At 71.9% G+C, this 18,166-nt stretch carries 3 protein-coding genes; 1 reads left to right on the forward strand and 2 read right to left on the reverse strand.

What is annotated here, in order from left to right:
• Window positions 1-346: 346 nt before the first annotated feature.
• Window positions 347-1,210 carry a toxin-antitoxin system YwqK family antitoxin gene (locus FYW99_RS30220; RefSeq protein ID WP_223839802.1) on the reverse strand — a complete coding sequence of 288 codons (864 nt, stop codon included), beginning with the start codon at window positions 1,208-1,210 and terminating at the stop codon, window positions 347-349.
• Entirely contained in the window at window positions 1,197-17,945 is a 16,749-nt protein-coding gene (locus FYW99_RS30225; RefSeq protein ID WP_263364102.1) for an ADP-ribosyltransferase, read from the reverse strand. Before FYW99_RS30225 ends, FYW99_RS30220 begins: the two co-directional genes overlap by 14 nt.
• Before the next feature lie 36 nt (window positions 17,946-17,981).
• Between FYW99_RS30225 and FYW99_RS32680 the strand changes: the two genes are divergently transcribed.
• Window positions 17,982-18,166 (forward strand): hypothetical protein (locus FYW99_RS32680; RefSeq protein WP_223839804.1); only part of this gene is annotated, 185 nt, incomplete at its 3' end.

Raw genomic sequence — 18,166 nt, forward strand, 5'->3', positions numbered from 1 at the left:
CGTCCCGTCAGAGGCCGTGCGCGGGGGAGCGGGTCGGGGGACCCGACCCTACGCCAACCCTCCGCGGGACGCCGGGCCGGGAGGCGTGCGCCGTCGCGGGGCCTCTTCGCCGCCGTCCCGTGGGCCCCTCCGCTCGGGACGGGGCTGTGACCGTCGCCGTGGGAGGGACCGCTGTCCGTGCGGGCGGGGCCTCCGGCGGGAGGGCCGACTGCGGTAGCGTACTCGGTTTCCCGTGTACGTTCCATGAGCGTCCGGTGACCGGCCCGCGTCGTTTCCCTCCGGGGCAGGGACCCACGGGGGCGGGACGACGCTCCGCGTACCCGGCGCGGGGTTTTTGGTGCGCTCCTCAGAGCCAGGGGGCGGGGTGCTCCCGGCCGGTCTCGGGGTCGCGGACCAGGCGTGCGGGGGGCCTGCGCTCCTCGCGGGCGATGTTCCCGGCCCCGTCGAGTTCGCGGACGATGATCCGGTTGCCCAGGGCGTCGTGGACGACCTCGCGCAGGAGGCGTCCCCGCTCGTCCCACTGGTGCCAGGGGCCGACCGGGCCGTGGGGGCGCTGGGTGATGCCCTGGACGACGAGTTTGCCGCTGGACGCCCAGGTCAGGGTGGGGCCGTCCTCGACGCCCCCGACGAAGGTGCGCATCTCGACCCGGCCCCGGCGGTCGAGGGTGACGGCCTCCCCGGTGTAGGGCGTGCCGCCGTACAGGGCACGGCGTCCCCGGCCCTCGACTTCGGCGGTGGTGAGGTCTCTGACGCTGACCGCGGGCAGGAAGCCTCCGCGGTCGGGGGCCCGCATGCCGGGGGCGAGCCTGATCCACTGCCAGGGCGGGAAGGCCTCATCGCCGGTGTCGGTGCCGTCGCCATGGTCCTCGTGCCGCTCCTCGCCGACGAGGTTTCCGGACTCGTCCCACTCCCTGGTGATGCGCGGGCTTCCGGACGCGTCGTTGACGTGTTCGTACGCGAGGTTTCCCTCGGTGTCCCAGTAGTGCAGGGGACCGACGGGGAGCCCGTCGGCGTGGGTGTTGCCCAGAGCGATGAGCTGCCCGTTCTCGTGCCAGGAGAGCTCGGGGCCCTTCTGGACGCCCTCGACGAAGGTCTGGGCGCTGGTCTCGTGCGTTCCTGTGGTGACGGACAGTCCGGTGAAGGGCCGGCCGAGGTGTGTCGCCCTTTCGCCCGGGGGGAACCGCAGGTCTGCGTGGTCAGTTCTGCGCATCGGAGGGGGTCCAGTCCGGGTAGACGACCTTGTGTTCGGGGTGGCCGACGGGGTGGGTGCTCTTTCCTGCGCGCGGTGCGGGAGCCCCCCAGGTGATCCTGCTGCAGTTCGCGCAGCAGGGGCAACCCGTGCGGGTCCATTCGTCCTCTTTGAGGGTGAACACGTTGTCGATCTGGAGGTCGCTGATCCTGGCGTTCTTCCTTGCCATGAGGAGCGCGTTGATGGCTTTGACCTCAGCGTGGCGGTCGGGTGCGTCCGGCAGGGGGAAGTAGTGTTTTTCGCCCGTTGGTCTCTTGCCCTTGTAGACGTCGTATCCGCCGGGCTTCTTCATGGCGGCGATCCTTCTCCTGATTTCGGGGTGTTCCCTGTTGGGCGGGATGAACGAGGTCCCTCTTCTTCCGTTCATGCCTTCGGCGACGAGTCCGGTGACGCGGTCGACGACGATGGAGTTGACCGCTCCCATCTCCCCTCCCAGGTCCTGGACTTCGAGGGGGACCCTGCCGTCCCTTCCTGGCCTGAACCCTGGCCTGAGCGAGGTGATTTTCACCCTGGCCCCGTTCTTCAGGAGGTCCCTGACTTCTTCCGCGCGTGCTTCCACGAGGTCGAACTGGAAGTCTTCGAGGGGTTTCCCGTCGACGGTGGCGATTTTTCCTTCGGCGTCTCTTGTGACGCGTGTTTCGGGAATTTTGCCGATGACGCGGCCGTCGTTGAGGTTTTCCGGGAACCGGTGGTTCTCCGTGGTGGTGTTGTCGAGTCCGGCCAGGTTGATGGCTGAGTCGGGGTCTCCTCGGCGGGGCGGGGCGCTGCTCTGCGGTGCGGGGGGCTGGGTGGTGTCCGTGGTCGGGTTCTGGGGTGTGCCGGTGGGTTGTGGGGTGCCGGTGTTGCCGAAGAGGCGTTGGGAGGTGCCGCCGCCCCAGACGGGGCGCGGAGGCGCGCTGGCGGGGGGCTGGTCGCTCGCGCCCGCCGTGGGGGGCTGCGGGGTGCCGCCGCTCTGGGCGGGTGGGTGTGCCGGTCCGGAGGCGGGCGGAGGACCGCCCCGGTCACGGGAGGGCAGGCTGTTTCCGCGTCCGCCCCGGCTGTTTCCGCGTCCGCCGCCTCGGATGCCGCCGCGTCCGCGGGGTTGCCCGTCGCCTCCCCGGCCGCCGGAGTCGGCGGGTGCGTTCGGGGGCGTCTGGTTGTCTCCCCACGGGTTACGGGGCGGGTCGCCCTGCGGGTTCCCCGAACGGCCGTTGTCCCCGAACACGGGCATGACCAGGAAGTCGGTCATCGAGCTGGGCAGGGGCTGGCCGAAGTCGGCCTTGGGGTTGAGCAGACCCAGGAAGTCGTCGGGGGAGGGCTTGGAACCGAGGGTGTCGGGGAAGCCGTTCTCCTTGTCCGGAGACTTCGGATCCACGGAGTCGGAGGGGGAGCCGTCCTGGTTCCGCGGCGGTCGGACCTGCGGTTCGTCCAACGTTGGGTTGCGGGGCCGCTGCAGCGGTGTGTCGGGGAGGTCGTACAGGGACAGGTCGTCGTCGCTGTCGTAGGCGTCCGTGTCCGTGTCCGAGACCAGGTCCGGAACCGGGTCCGCGTCGGGGTCGGTGTCGCGATCGACCGGGCTCCCCCCGTGGCTGCGGTTCGTGCCGCCCTGGTGGCCTCCACGCGGGGAACGGTCTTCCTCCCCCCGCCCCCCGCGGTCCTTCCCGCCGGAACCGTCCCGGTCCCCGGAGCGGTCGCCCGAACGGTCATCCTCACCGGTCCTGCCGCTGCCACCACTGCCGCCCTGGTCGCCTTCGCCTCCGGAGCGGTCCTGGCCAGAGCCCCCGTCGCCGCCGGTCCGGTCCCCGCTGTTCCCCCCGGAGCGGTCCTTGTCGGGACCGCCGTCGTCGCCGTCCCCGTCCTCGCGTTCGTCCTTGGTGTCGGTGGGGGCGTCCTCGGGCTCTCCCTCGGTGTCCTCCTTCTGCTTCTCCTCGTCCTGCGTGTGCTCGGGGTCCTTCGCCGTCTCGCCGCCCTCGGACCCGGGCTGTTTCCGGGAAGGATCGGACTCGGTCACCGCGGGTGCCGTCTCGGGGGCCGGGGTCTTCTGTCCCCCGTCGTCGTCGGCGGCCGGGGCGGGTCCGGCGGTCGCCTCCTCGCCGGAGGGGGCGTGTGTGGTGTCCTGCGCGGAGCGGTTGTCCCCGTTGTTCGCGGGACTGTTCAACTCCTGGTCGAAGAACGCGAACAGGTCGGACACCGGGGTGGAGGCCGGGGGAGCCTGCTCCGCCGGGGGCGCGGTCCCCTCCTGCCGGGAGGTGCCCGTGCGGTCCTGGGGCAGGGTGCGGGAGCCCTCGCCGCCCTCGCTCGGGGGAAGGGGCCGGGGTTGGGCGGTGGGGGTTTCCTCGGGGGCGGGTTGGGGTTGGGTGGTGGGGGTTTCCTCGGGGGAGGGCTGGGACTGGGTGCTGGAGGTCTCCTCGGGGGACGGTGGGGTCGGTTGCGTGGTCGTTTGGCTCTGCCGCGAGCTGTTGGGGCCCGGGTCCGGGTCCGTCCCGGCCGGGGCGGAGGAAGACGGTTCCTCCTGTGCGCTCTCCGTCTGCGGGACGGGCTGGTCCTCGGGGTCGCGGTGCGTCCCGGTCTGCTCGGGGGAGCGCTGTTGGCCGTGGTCGCCCGTCAGGCCGGTGTCGTGCTGGGGGGTTCCGTTCCCGCTCGGCCTGGTCGTCGCCGGTAGCGACCACTCGGTCCTCCAGGCCTCGCGTAGACGCTCCCTCTCCTCCGCTGTCCGCGCCCTGTGCTCCCAGTTGGTCCTCCAGTCCCGCATGGCCTGGAGCCGGTTGTCCCACTCGCTTCGGTCCGGGTTCGCGGCAGGGGCGGGCAGATCACGGGGCTGCGGTCGGTGGAGGGCGGGCCGGTCCTCGGGAGCGTGATGGGTCTCGGTCTGGTCGGGGGAGGGCTGCCCCTCCGGTGCGGGATCGGTCTCCGGCGGCTGGGGAGCGCGTTCGTTTCCGGGGTCGGTGAAGGTCGCCTCGTGGTGATGGGCCAGCTGACTGACGTGTATCACGCTCTTCGGCGCCTCGGTGGAGAGCGGCTGCTGTCCGTCCAGGTCCCCCTGTGTACGGGGCCGCTCCTCCACTCCCTGCGGCTCCGTCTGCTCGGGGGAGCGCTGCTGGCCGTGGTCGCCCGTCAGGCCGGTGTCCGCCGGGGACGGTTGGCCGACCTCGGACGGTGTCGGCCGCGGCTGCTGGTTCTGGCCTTCGACGGGTTGTTCCCGCTGTTGCGGTGCGCTCGGGGCCGTGGAGGGCCCGGGCAGGACGATGGTGTCGGACTCCGGGGGGAGGTGCTGTGCTCTCTGGGCTTCGAGCCAGGCGATGTCGTCGGGACCGCCCAGGTCCATGGGGTACCGGAACCCTTCGGGGACGGGCGGGCCCACCGCCAGGGACCGTTCCGTGAGCGACCGCACCAGCTGACTGCGTTCCTCCCCGCTGAGCGAGGCTGCCTCCGGGTAGTGCCTGTCGAGCCAGCGGGTGCGCGGCGCCTCCTCCTCGTCACTGACGTCGTACAGGTCCTCCTCATCGTTTGCCGTGTACCTGTCGGCGGCGCTGTCGACGCGCTCCGGGACAGGGCCGCGACGGGTCTCGGCCTGGTCGCCGGGCGGGGTCGACTCGTGCAGGGAGGGCCCGTTCCCGTTCTCCCCGGTCGGCTCCGCCGCCCTGGGTCTCCGGACCGTCGCGGACTCGGGCCGTGCGTGCGTTTCGGAGGAGGGGCCCGAACGCTGGTCCGTGTGGTTGAGGGGCCCCTTCGTCTGGTTGCGTGAGTGGCGTTCCGGGCGGTTGTCGGCGGGGGCGGCCTCGTTGCGGGAGGAGCCGTCCTGGCCTTGGAGGGCCCTGCCCATCACCAGGTCCCGCGCCAGTCTCTGCCGCGCCCGTTCGAGCACCTCGGCCGCGCTCGGCTGAGGTGCTTGCCTCGGCACGTCTTCTTCCTGCGGCCGGGTGCTGGGGTCCGGGCCGGGGGTGTCCAGGAGGTCCCCGGGGGTGCCCAGGAGGTCCGGGGCGGCGCCGCGCTGTCCGGTGCCGTCCGCGGGCCGCTGGTCGTCGTCCCCGGGCGGCCGGGTGTCGCGCTCGGGCAGTTCGGTGGTCGCGGGGTCCGGGGTGTCCCGCTGCGGGGGCTGGGGAGGCGCTTCCTCCTCCCTGGTCTCCCGCGGTCGGATGTTGAGGTCCGAGCCGAGGGTGTCCAGGAGGTCCGGGGCGGCGCCGCGCTGTCCGGTGCCCCGTTCGGGCTGTCGGCCCTCCTGCTCGGGCTGGCGGTTGTTCCGTTCGGGCAGCTCGATGGCCTCGGGGTCGGCCGCGGGGTCCGGGGCGTCGCGCCGCGGGTCCGGGGGAGGAGGCGGCTCCTCCTGGATGGTGTCGAGGTCCGGTGCGGTCGCGGTGCGCGGCCTGGGCAGGGAGGAGAGGTCGCCCAGGCCGTCACGCAGTTCCCGGAGCGCCGTCACCCAGTTGCGTACCGCCTCCTCGAAGTCCTGCCGCCGGTCCTCGTAGGTTTCCTCCAGGCTCCTGTAACGTTCCTGGACCCGCGGGTCGTCGGGTGCGGCGATGCGGTCGGAGGCCGCCTGGTCCAGAGGCCAGCGCGCATCGAGGTAGGCCTTCTCCGCGTTTCCGAGCGTCTTCTGGATCCGGGTGAAACGCTCGGTCAGGGGGGCCATCCGGGTGGCGTGGTCGGGCGTGATGATGCCCATCCTCACCGCGTCGCCGTGGGAGACCCACCGGGTCGTCTTGACGGTGGTCTGGCCCTGCTGCCACCGGGCCGGGCGGGCCGGGACGGACGAGGGGGTGCTCCGGCCGCCGAAGACGCCGCGCACCGCCCTGCCCGCGGACGCGGCCTTGTCCCCGACGTAACGCGCCGAGCGCTTGTACCAGGGGCCGCTCAGCTCGGTCCTGGCCCCGATGAACACGTCGGTGTCCATCTCCACCAGGTAGCCGGGGCCGGTCCGGACGCGGTCGGAGTGGGGAGGCTCCTTCGGCCTGCTCCCCCGGGCGGTGTCGCCTCCGGACGTGGACGATCCCGTGTTGTTGGCCGAGCCGTAGTGGGTGGCCGTCGTCGGGGGCCCCGTTCCGGTGCGTCCGGAGGGGCGCGCCTCGAAGCCCATGGTCGTCGTGGACGACTCGTTGTGGAACGGGGAGAAGGTCCTGCTCGTCTCCGAGGAGTCGGTCAGGCGCATGCTCGGGTTGTAGTCCGTGATGCGCGCTGTCTCCGGATGGGGTATGGCACGCATCATCCACGTGGTCGGGCCCAACTCGGGCAGTTCGGCGCCCGTCTCCGAACTGGCCTCGGCGAAGGAGGCCTTGATGCCGAGTTCGGTGAGAGCATGGTCGATGGCGTTGTTGCGGGAGTTCAGCTTGAGCTTGTCCGCCACGTAGCTGGCCGCCTTTTCGACGGCCTCCGGGGTGTAGCTCCCGTCATGGACCGCGTTCGCGGGCGGGTTCCATCCCCACGACTTCGCCAGGACGATCCGGCCGAGGTCGAGGACGTCCTTGCCCTTGTTCTCGACGGACGCGAGCAGGGTCAGGGCGTCGTTGAAGGCGTCTCGGGACCGCGGATCCATGTCGCGTGTCAGGGAGCGCGCCATGTCGGTCAGTGAGGCGTGGTTGTCGTTGGAGGGGTTCTCCGGAGCGCGCTGGTTCCCCGTCTGCTGTCCGCCGGGCTGTCTGTTGTTGTCGCCCTGGGCGGTCGTCGGGGTGGTGTTGTTTTCCCCGGGTGTGGTGCGGGGGTTGTTGCCTCCGTCGGTGGTCGTCGGGGTGGTGTTGTTTCCCTCGGGTGTGGTGCGGGGGTTGTTGCCTCCGTCGGTGGACGTCCGGGTGGTGTCGTTCCCCCCGGGCGTGCTGGCTTCGTTGCGCAGGTCGAGGGAGAAGGCCGGGTACATCTCCTGCGCCCGGCCCGAGTTCCCCGCGCCGGTGAAGTCACGCCTGTGCGAGCCCGGGGTCTCCCCCAGGAGGGAGTTGGCCGCGCCCTGCTTCTCCGAGATGTGCAGGTCGAGCGTCAGCCGGGTGTCCGACGACACCCGCGCGTAGGGCGTCTCCATGGTCAACTGGGTGGAGCGCTTGTCCGCGTCCCGGACGATCCCGCCGTCGCCGCGCGCGTTCGTCGTGGTGCCGTCACCCTGTAGGCCCATCAGGTAGGGGCGGCTCGGCGGGGTGGTGCCCCCGGGCTGGTCGCCCCCCGACTGGGGCAGCGGTGTCAGGAGCGAGCCGTGGGCTCCCTGGAACGCGGAGCTCTCGTTGCCCTGTTGGAGCCTGTCCCCTTCCTCCGAGCCCTGACGCTGGCGGTACTCCGTCTTGCCGCCCAGGTACTCGACCTTCGCGTTGCTCCTGTCGAGCCGCAGCTTCACGGTGGCGTCCAGGGACAGCGGCGCGGTCGTCGGGGCGTTGAGGTTCCCGATCGAGTGGTCGATGGGGCTGATCTTCACCGTCACCGGCACCCCGGTGTTGGGGTTGAGCCCGGTGTGGGAATCGAGGGCCTTGAGGATGATCTCCCGACTGCCCTTGGTCAGCTGCCAGCCCTGCGAGGCCAGGTCGTCGACGAGGCTCTGGATGGCCTCGTCGGGGTTGACCGGATCGAGCATCATGCCGGAGTCCTCGAAGCCCGGGCGCGGTTTCACGGACCCGGGCGACTCCGGCTCGGTTTGGGGGACGCGGACCAGTTCACCGTTGACCTCCTCGACCTTGTCCTCGACCATGCCCGACGCGTGGGCGTCGCGGATGTGGATCAGCCCGGTTTCCAGGTTGTCGGAGTCGGCCTGCCAGCCCCGGTAACGCGCGGAGCGGGGGAAGGTCGGCCCGATGCTCCAGTTCTTGACGAACTCCATCGCCTGCGTGATGCGCCCGGAGGCGGAGTAGGAGTACGACATCGGGATCTTGGGGTGGAACTCGACCGACTCGTTGAACCTCGACGTGGGCTTGGTGATGGTGTAGCGGTCGAACAGGCTCTTGCCCGCGGAGGGGCCGAGCTGGATCAGGGGGGCGCTCGCGGAGTTGGGCGCGGGTGCGGTCCCGCCCGCGGGCTGCTCGGCAGGTTGGATGGGGTTGGGGTTGAACCGGCCTCCGCCCGTGGCCAGGAAGGTCAGGTCGGTCCTCCTCCCGTCCCTGGAGAACGTCTCCAGGGTGTTCTTGCTCTTGAAGACGACCGCGCCGTCGGACTGCTCGAAGCGATCGACCGAGTTGATGTCGAACCGGGTGGACGACGTCGCGCGGAGGTGCATCGGGGAGAGCGGGCCCCCGCTCATCTCCGTGCGCGTGCGCGCGCCGCCGGAGGAGCGTGCAGCCGGGTTGTCCGCGAGGTTCTCCGGGGAGAGCGCGTTCTCGTAGAACTGTCGGCTTCCCACGCCCCGTCGCAGGAAGTGCCGCAGCTTGCGCTCGTTGCCGAGCCCTCTGGAGGGGCGCTGGCCGTCTGCGCCCCTCTCCCAGGGCGCGGTGGAGGAGAAGCTCTCGTAGGCGGCTTCGACCAGGCTGCTCACCCGGTTGCCGTCACCGGTGGTGAACCGGGTGTTGACGTGCTCGACGGAGGTGGGAGTGCTGTGGAGCTTCTCGGCCCGGCGCTGTTCGACGGGGCGGGTGTCGGGGGCGTTCTCCGCGGGGTTCTGTTGCCCGGGGGTGGTCTGCGCGGTCTCGGTGTCGGGCGCCGGGGCCGTGCCGGTGTTCTGTTGCCCAGTGGTGTCGCCGGTGGTTTCCGTCGCTGGCGGGCGCCGGACGTCGTCGTTCTGGGAACGGGTGTTCTGCTGACCTGTGGTGTCCGCAGCAGTGTCGGTGTTCTGCTGGCCGGTGGTGGTCTGCGCGGTTTCGGTGTTCGGCTGGTTGGTGTTGGTGTTGGTGTTGGTGTTGGTGTTGGGGGCGGGCGTCCGCTGACCGTCACCTGTCTGGGAGCCGGTGTTCTGCTGTCCGGTGTTCTGCTGTCCGGTGTTCTGTTGGCCGGTGGTGGTCTGCGCGGTTGCGGTGTTCGGCGTCGGGACCGTGCCCTCTGCGGCCGGGGGATGCTGGCTCCGCCCTCCGCCGAACAGCCTCTTGACACCGCCGGTCAGGTCGCGTGTCTTGCGGACGCTGTCCGGCGTCGGCCTCGTGGGGCCGTCGATCATCTCCTGGGCCTGGTCGACCGGTATCGGCCGGATTCGGGTGACCCGCGGGGCGGGGGCGGTGTCGTCCCGGCCGCCGCGTTCCCCGCCCGGCACCGCCTTGGCCGTGTCCATCGTGGCCAGCGCGTCGATCGGGCGGCTGAGCAGGTCCTGTCCGCGTTCGGCCAGCGGTGTGTTACCGCCCAGGACCATGCCGAGGTCGTCGTCCTGGTAGAGCCTCGCCCTGAACCGGACCCCGGAGTTCCACACACTGGAGTCCTCCGCGTACTGGATGGTCCTCTCGCTCTGGGTCTTCATGCCCAGGCCCCGGCTCTTCCCCTTGGTGTCGCTCGTCTGGAGGGAGACCGAGAACACGCCGCCGTCGCTCGGGTTGTCGGCCGCGTCGACGGCGTCGATCCGGCGGATGTAGCCGCCGGAGGAGAACCGGAGCGTCTTGCGCTTCTGCGAGCCGTCCGCGGTGGCGATCTCGGACGCGCCCGCGTACTCGCCTCCGGTGCCCCTCGTGGTCTCTCCCGCGTGCCTGAGCGAGGAGAAGTCCGCGCTGACGCGTACCGCGACGAACGGCGAGCGCATCACTTTCTGGCCCGACTTGAAGAGTGCGCTGGGGTCGAACCTTCCCGTGTCGATCAGGTGGACGGGCTGACCGTGCAGTGTCAGGCCGTCAGTGCCGCTCTTGAACTCGGACGCGGCGATCGCGTCCATGATCCTGTGGGTGTTGAAGACGGCGGTCTCGTGGTCGCGTCGGAAGGGACGGTGCTCGCGCGTGGAACCGGTGAACGGGCCGCTGTTCTCGTGGCCGGGCCGCTTGGCGAAGTTCTTCGGGTCGCGGGCCATGTCGGGCAGGACTATGCCGGGCAGCTTGTCGGCCAGCCCGGTCAACACCTGGTGCGCGATGTGCTGGTAGATGCTGCGCTGCTGCCCGTCGACGTCGCGGTACTGGCTGCCGTCGGGCCAGGTGAAGTCGCGGGGCACGGCCCCGTGGAAGGTGACCGGGTTCTCCTCGGCCAGGTTCGGGCGGGGAGGCCGCAGGGTCTCGGGCCGCCCCTCCCCGTGGGGACGCGCCTCGGGGGGCTGCTGTCCGGGCGGCTGTTCCTGTTCCGGGGTGTTCTCCCGCTGCTGGCCGCGCTCCTCGGTCCCGGTGTTCCCGTTCCGGTCGTCGCCGCCCGGCGCGCCTCGGTTGCCGTCGGTTCCGGGCTGCTGGTTCCCGGTGGTGTCGGGAGCGGTCCCGGGAGGGTTCACCGTCCCGGGCGTCGTGCCGACACCCTCGGTCCGGACGGGGGCCGGGGGCGCGGGCACCTTGTCCGAGGGCTCGTCCCCGTTCAGGATGCGGGCCTCCTGGACGGTGAGGATCTCGACGGTGTCGCCCTGGAAGCGGTACACCTCGGGTTCGCCGTCGAAGTGCACGTAGTAGTTGCGCTGCACGTCGTAGGCGGACGACTCGGTCTTGCCGTAGTTCATGCGGTTGACCGCTCCCGACGACACCTGCGAACTCTCCGCGGTCGACCGGCCCCGTACACCCCCCTCCACGGATATCGCGTCGACACGGGCCTTGTGGGTGCCGCCCACGGCCCCCGCGTCGACGCTGACGCCCGCGCCCAGGGTTCCGCCGAGGAAGTCGCTGTGCCGGACGGAGCTCCCGCTCTCGCGTTCGGCCTTGTTGCCCTTGATGTACTTCGCGGGCTGGATGGTGTGGGGCTTGACGTCGTAGGCGGTGGGCACGGAGTGGATGCTCACCAGCCGGGGTCTGTCCGAGGGGTCGGTGACCGTGAAGACCGCGGGTGCCGAGGTCATCTCCGACAGGTTGTTGCGGATGGACTTCTTGGAGAAGGTCCCCCCGACCTGGTCGTGGAAGGCGTCCAGCTTCTGCTGCCTGCGCCTGTTGACGAAACCGGGCGTCACCCTGTCGACCGCGGACTTCCACCACCCGCGGTTCTGCTCCGGGGGCCACAGGTGGTCGGCGATCCAGTCGGGGAAGGACCTGTCGGAGGAGCCGTCGCTCAACCGGATGTCGCCGACCGACACGGGGTGGCCCTTGTCCGCGTGCGGTCCCACGGGCCTGTCGTCGTCGTTGTTCCGGCCGCGCTGGTGGTTCTCGGTCGTGAAGGGGTCGCGCAGGCGGATCGTCTCCGGACCGGTGTTGGCCACGACCTCGCCCGGAAGGACCAGGACCACCCCGTTGGCGGATTCGGCCCGGGAGTTCACGGCCCGGTCCGGCGGGGTGGTGCCGTTCGCTGCTGCGTTGTCGTTGGGAGCGGTGTTGTCGGTCGGGGCGTTGCCGTTCGCCGGGGTGGTGCCGCTGTCCGGTGCCTGTGCCGGGGGGACGTGGACGGGCGTCAGGTCGAAGGACATGGTCAGGTCGGAGGCGTAGACCTCGGGTTTGCCCTTGATCTCGTAGCTGCTGTAGCCGTCGTGGAGGCTGACCGCCGTGTCCACGGACTGCCGCTGGCGGGTTCCCCCCGAGAAGCTGAACGTGAAGCGGGGGCCGATGTCGGCGCCGCCCACCGTCCCGAGAAGCAGGGGGGAGACCTGGAACCCCATGCCGACGAACTTGGTGCCGCCGTGGCTGCCGCTGCCCTCGGCGGGGTTGGCCTCCCCGGCCTCGTCCACCAGCTTCAGGTCCGTGGAGTTCGAGCCCTCCCTCGGCTGGGTGGGCGCGTGGTGGAAACCCTCGTGGGAGGAGTTCAGCCGCAGTGTCGCCTGCCATGTGGAGCCGTCCGCTCCGTTGACCGTCGTGGAGAACCCCTCCGGCTGGAAGAACACGCCCGTCTGCTCGCGCACCTGGGCGTCGATTCGCTCCCTGACCGTGTCGCGCACCGTGGCGTCGACGTGTCCGGCGTCGTTGGTGAGGGTGTCGTCCACGAACGAACGCAGGTGCTCGGTGTGGACCATGCTGGAGTTGACCAGGTTGGACGTCAGCAGGTAGCCGAGGTCGTAGGAGGTGTCCGTCCGCTCCGGCCGCACGGAACCCGGGTAGTTCCGGGGCGGCGGCTCCTCGCGTCGCCGGGTGTCGCCGGTGCCGGTCTGCGGGCGATCCGTCTCCGTGCCGACGGTGGTGGTGTTGGTGTTCTCCTGCGGGGGCGGTGGGGGTGCGTGTTCCGTGTCTGTGGCGTCCACCGTCTCGACGGGTGCTGCGGTGGTGTCGTGCTCGTGCTGTGGGGGCGGGGGCGTGCGTTCTGTGTTCTCGGTGTGCGTGGTGTCTGTGGTGGTGTCGGTGTTCTCCTGCGGGGACGGCGGGGATGCGTGTTCCGTGTCTGTGGTGTCGGTGTCGACGGGCCGCGCCGACGGCTCCTGTTCGGTGCCGTCGTTCTCGGCCGGTGCGGGTGCGGGTGCGGGAGGCGGAGGAGGCGCGCCCTCCTCGTGTTCTCCGCTTCTGGTCCGCGCCTCCTCCGCGGGCACGCGCGTCTCGGCCGCGGGCGGCGCGGGCGGGCGCACCGCCTCCTCCGGCGTCTCTCCGGTTTCGGTGGTCAGCGGGTCCGGTGGTGTCGCCTGTTCCCGCGAAACGCCGGTCTCGGCAGGAGCGGCCTCGGTGGTCTCGTCGTCCGTGTTCGGCTCGGGCGCCGACCGGGCCGGAACCGGCCGCGGGGACGGTCCGGCTTCGGGGTCGGAGGACTCCTCCCCGGTCGCCGGTGCGCTCCGGACCGGCGGGGACTGCGTGTTGAGGGCGCCGCTGAACGCGTCCAGGAGCGAGTCCGCCGCGGGGTGCGCCCCCGGCTCCCGCTCCGTCCGGTCGCTCGGGGATGCGCCGGTCGCAGGACCGGGCGCCTCCGCCAGATCCGGCTCCGGGCCGTCGGTGTCGGTCAGTCCCAGGCCGTGGGCGAGGGAGTCGGGGTCGGCGCCGCTCGTCCCGGTGCCGTCCCCGTCCGGGTCCCGTACCTCTCCGGCGATGTCGGTCACGGCGAAGGCGAAGAAGTTGTTGGAGCCGGCCGGGCCGGAGAGCCCCATCGCGTTCATACGCGTGTTCAGTCTCATGCGCGCCGCGGAGTCGGGAGGGGTCAGGTCGGCGATGGACCGCGCCCGGTCGAGGGCGGCCGCCGTCGCGGCGGCGTCGCCGCGGGCCGCGACCGCGTCGCTGAGCGCGATACCGACGGCGATGCTCGCGGCCACGTTGACGGTGCGGGTGAGGCTCTCGTGCCGGTCGGCCGCGTCCTCGGCGGCCGTGATCGCGGTGCGGGGATGGGTGTTTGCCCTCTCGGCGGCCGCGCGGGCCTCCCCGACCCGGGTCCCGGTATCGTGCCCGGTGGTCCGTGCGGTGCGGGCGGCGGTGTCGGCGGCGTCGTAGGCGATGTGGGAGGCGCGTTCGGCGTCGTCGCGCGCGGTGTCGGCGTCCGAGACCCGTGTGAGGGCCGTGTCGCGCTCCCGTGCGGCGTCGGTGATCCGGTCCGGATCCTCGGGGTCCACCTCGGGCGGCTCGGGGACCGCGTCCCGGGCCGCGGCCGCGTCGGCGGCACCGCGCGCGGCGACGCTCTCCGCGGCGGCGGCCAGGTCCGCGGCCAGGGCGACCGTGGCCGTGACCGCCTCCGGGGCGGTGTCGGCGATCTCCCAGGCCCGGTCCGCCAGCTGCTCGGCCGCCTCCCGCAACTGTTCGAGGCGGCCGATCGTCGCGGTCCGGCCGGAGCCGTCGGCATCCCGCAGAGCGGAGGCCAGGTCCGCGGTGAAGTGTTCCGCCGCCTCGCGTATCCCGGCCAGGGCTGCTGCCGTGTCGTCCGCGTCCAGGGCCTGGTCGATGCGGTCCAGTACCTCGCCCGTCCAGGCCGGGGCCGTGGCGGGCCCGGCCTCGTGCGCGGGGGGCAGGATCTGGGCGTGGAAGAGGTAACCGCGCCCCCAGGGTTCGACCGCGGTGATCTGGTAGCGGGTCCCCCGGGTGAGGATCACCTCGCGCTCGCGGGGATGTTGGCTCCGGTCGCCGACCCACAGCCCTCGGGAGCCTTGCGGCACGGTCAGCCGCATCAGGTCGATGGGGGAGCCGCCCGCCGCGGACGGAACGGTACCGAGGGAGATCGAGAAGTACCCCTGTTCCACGTGCGTGGTCCCAGCGAGGGTGCGGGGGTCGGTGCTGCCCTCGCCCAGCAGGTGCCGGTGCTGGTACATGCCGTGCACGGCTTCGAAACCCTCAGGGAAGGGTCGGTCGGTGGCGCGGTCCAGGCGCCGGAGCAACGCCAGGACCTGCGAGGCGTCGGGGAAGTGCGCCGGTTCCCCGCCCAGGGCGAGGGATTCGGTGATCTCGCCCGCGCGTCCGGAGCGCTCGCGCAGGTTCTCCAGCGCCGCCTCCGGGTACGGGTTGTCGAGGACGCCTCGCACGATCCGCTCCTGCTCGGGGCTCAGTCCGCCCCGCTTTGCGGCTTCCTCCAGCCGTGCCAGGTCGGGCCATTGGCCGCCGCCGATCTCGTGGACCTGCCATCCGGGGTGGGATCGGCTCTCGTCCCGGATCCGGTCCAGTTCGGCCTGCACGGTGGCCTCGTTCAACGGGTGCAGACGCGCGAAGCGGTTCAGCCAGGGGGAGCGGGTGTAGGCGGAGACCGCGTCCTGGGTCGGGGTGGGGAGCGCGTCGAAGGTGTGGGGGTTGTAGCCGGGGTCGTGCAGGAGGTCGCCGTAGCGGTCGGCTTCGGCACCGGTCGGCAGCCGGCGGATCGTCCCGGACCCGGGCCCGGACGCGGCGGGGGCGTTGTTGTCCGTCGCTGTCCGGCCCGGCGTCGACGACTCCCCGGACCGTCCTTCCGAGACCGGTGCGCCTCCGTCGCCGTCCACCAGCGCCGTGTTGACGGTCGTCACCGTGTCCGGTGCGCCGTAGGGAGAGGGGCCCCGGTCCGCGGGGTCCTGCGTCGCGTAGCGGACGTAGTCCGTCGTGAGCTGCCCGCCGGGCTGCCAGAGCCGGGCGCGGACCGGGTCGTGGCGGTCCCGGAGTTGGCGGTCGATGCCGCGGGCCAGGACCTCGGCGTCCTGGACGCGTTCGGGAGGGACGGACTCGCCGCTCAGCGGGACGCGCCTGTCGGACGGGTCGGAGACGACGTACACCAGTGCCTGCGCCAGCGCGCGCGCCTCGCGGATGGAGCGGTTCTCCGGGGCCGGGCCGTCGACCGGTCGCAGCAGCCTCCAGAACTCGGCTCCCAGCGTCCGCGCCCTGGGGATGTCCTTGTCCGCGAGGGCCCGGGTGAGTTCGGGCAGGCGGTCCAGGACCGACGCGGCGCGGGCGTCGGCCCCCGGGTCGATCCCGGAAGCGGTGGGGTCGGTGCGCGTCTCTTGGGGGCTGTCGGAACCGCTGTCCGCCGCGCGGTCGGGTCCGGATGCGGGTGGTGCCGGGTCGGGTCCGGAGGCGGGCGGTACCGAAGACGCGTCCGCGCTCCGCGTGGGGACCGGCCTGCCCTCGGTCGTGTCGGACGCCGTGACCTCGGCGGCGGGCGGGGCGTCCCCGACGCCCGGTACCGGCGCCCCGCTGTTCTCCGTCGGCGGGGCTGCGGTCTCCCAGCTGTCGGCCATGGCTGGGGGCTCCACGGCGGCGGGAGAGGGCGAGCCGTTCCGCTCCGGACCGACCTCCCTGCCGGGGAGCGGCTTCGGACGGGACCGCGGCGTCTCCTGACCCTGCGGGACACCGTCCGTGTTCCGGGACAGGGCCGCCCCGGACGTCTCGCCCTCTCCTACGGGGGCGTCCTTGCGGCTCTTCTCGCCGTCCTGATCCTGGCCGTCCGCCTCCTCGGCGGGGGCCTCCCCGTGGCCGGACCCGGTGCCGTCGTCCTTGCGTTCGCTGTCCTCGTCGCGCTCGTCGCGCTCGTCGCGCTCGTCGGACTGTTCCGTGTCGCGCTCGGCACGGGGGTGCTCGGTGTTCTCCGTGTCCTGAGGGGGTCCGTTCTCGGACGTGGGACCGGTGTCGTGCTGGCCGTCGCCGGTTTCGGTGACGGTCGGCGGAGGCGGTGCGCTCTCCGTCCTGAGGTCGGTGTCGTGCTGGCCGTCGCCGGTTTCGGTGACGGGTGGCGTAGACGGCGGGACGTCCTCCGATGTGGTCCGCTGCTCAGCTGTGGGTGCGGTATCCGGTTGTGACGTGCTCTCTGCGGTGTGCGCACCGTCACCGATTGATCGCTGGGGGGAGGAGTCCGGTGTGCGGTTGTCGTTGGTGCGTTGGGGCGAACGTTCGCCGCTGCCGCCCTGCTCCTGGCCCTCCTGTCCGTCGGTGGACTCCTCCTCGTGGACGGAATCGGCGTCGTCGGCGCGTTCGCCGTCCTTGCCCTCCTCGCCGTCGGATCCGTCGCCCTTCTCCTCCCCGGAGCGGTCTCCGTCGCCCCGGTTCCCGCCGTCTCCGGAGCGGTCGCCGCTCTCGCCGTCGGATCCGTCGCCGCTCTCGTCGCCGGACCGGTCCCTGCCGTCGCCGGACCGATCCCTCTCGCCGTCCCGGGAGCGGTCGTCGTCGCGGGAGGTGTCCTCGTCGCGGTCCTCGGGCTGTTCGCCACCGCGTTCGGACGGGCTGTGTCCGGTGTCCTCCGTGTCCTGGGGCGGCCCGCTCTCGGTCACGGGAGACGGGGGCAGCGGGATGTCGGCCGGGGCGGGCGCATCGGATGCGGTCGGGGCGTGGGGGGTCGCCCGCTGTTCGTCCGTCGAGCCGCGGGGGTCGTCCTGCCCGGTGGTCTCGGTCTCCGGTGCGGGCGGGGGGCCTGTCGCGACGGTCTGGAGGTCGTCGCCGGTCGTCTGTCGCGCGGCGGTGTCCGTGGTGCGGGTGTCGTCGGTGCGCTGGGGTGAGCGTTCACCGCTGTTGCGTTCGGTGGGGGTGGAGCGCTGGCCGGTGTCGGAGGTCGGGTTCTGTGGTGCGGGTGCGGGTGGTGGGGTTGCCTGGCCGACGGGGGGCGCCACGGCGACGGGAGGGATGTTGTGCTGCTGCTCCTGTTCGGGAACGGAGCGGTCGGTCGGGGCCGCGGTGTCGCGGTTGCCGGTGTTCCCCGTGTCCGGTGTGACCTGGTCGGTTCCGGGGGGCGCGGCCGTCATCGGGTTGTCGGGGACGATGGCGTTGAGGAAGTCGACGCTCAGGGGGCCGTCGTTCGTGCCCGGCAGGAAGGGGTCGTCGGACTTGGGGTTGAAGGGCCCCAGGTTCAGCGGGTCGTCGCGCAGCCCGGGGACGGAGGGCGCGTCGGGGTCGGGTTTCCTGTCCGGTTTCTCGGTGGTGGTGTCCTGTTGGGGGGCGACCTCGTCGGTGTCGAACAGCGAGGCCTCGTCGTCGCTGTCGTAGGGGGAGGAGCTCTCGTCCCGGTCGAAGACGGACGATGCGTCGCTGTCGTAGTCGGAGTCGCTGTCGTACAGGGACTCCGTGTCCGTGTGCCTTTCTGGCGGGGGAGTGGTGCGGCCGTTCGTCTGGTTGTCGGTGTTGTTGGTTTCGGTCTGGGTTTGGGGCGGTGGGGCTGTGGTGTCGGGTGTGTTCTTGTCGCTGAACAGGTCGATGCCGTTGAGGATGCCGTCTGTGGCGCCCTGTTGGATGCCCGCCTGGGAGGCGCCGGATGTGGCGGACCAGACCGAGGCCTCCCAGCCGCGTCCGTCGGCCATGCTGCCCAGGCCCTCGCCGAGGTAGCCCTCCAGCGCTCCGCTGCCGATGCTGCCGCCGACCTGTTGGGCGTAGGCACCGGTGGTGGAGAAGTAGTCGTTGAGGGGTTTTTGCAGGTTGACGGGGACGTCGGCGAGGTGGTCGCGCATGTGTGGGGGCAGGCGGTCGCCGATGGTGTCCCGTAGGTGCTGGCTCAGGTTGGGATCGGTCCAGTTGCGGGTGAGGGTGTCGGCGTAGTCGCGTCCGAGGTCGCGTGCGGCGGTGTCGCCGAGGTGGTCGCCGAAGTTGCGGGCGAAGAGGTCGGCGAAGTCGTTGCGTGCTGTGGCGGCTTTGGCGGCGTTGTCGAAGGCGCCCGCGCCGATGGGGCTGG

The organism is Nocardiopsis deserti, assembly GCF_008638355.1.
Classification (GTDB): Bacteria; Actinomycetota; Actinomycetes; order Streptosporangiales; family Streptosporangiaceae; genus Nocardiopsis; species Nocardiopsis alborubida.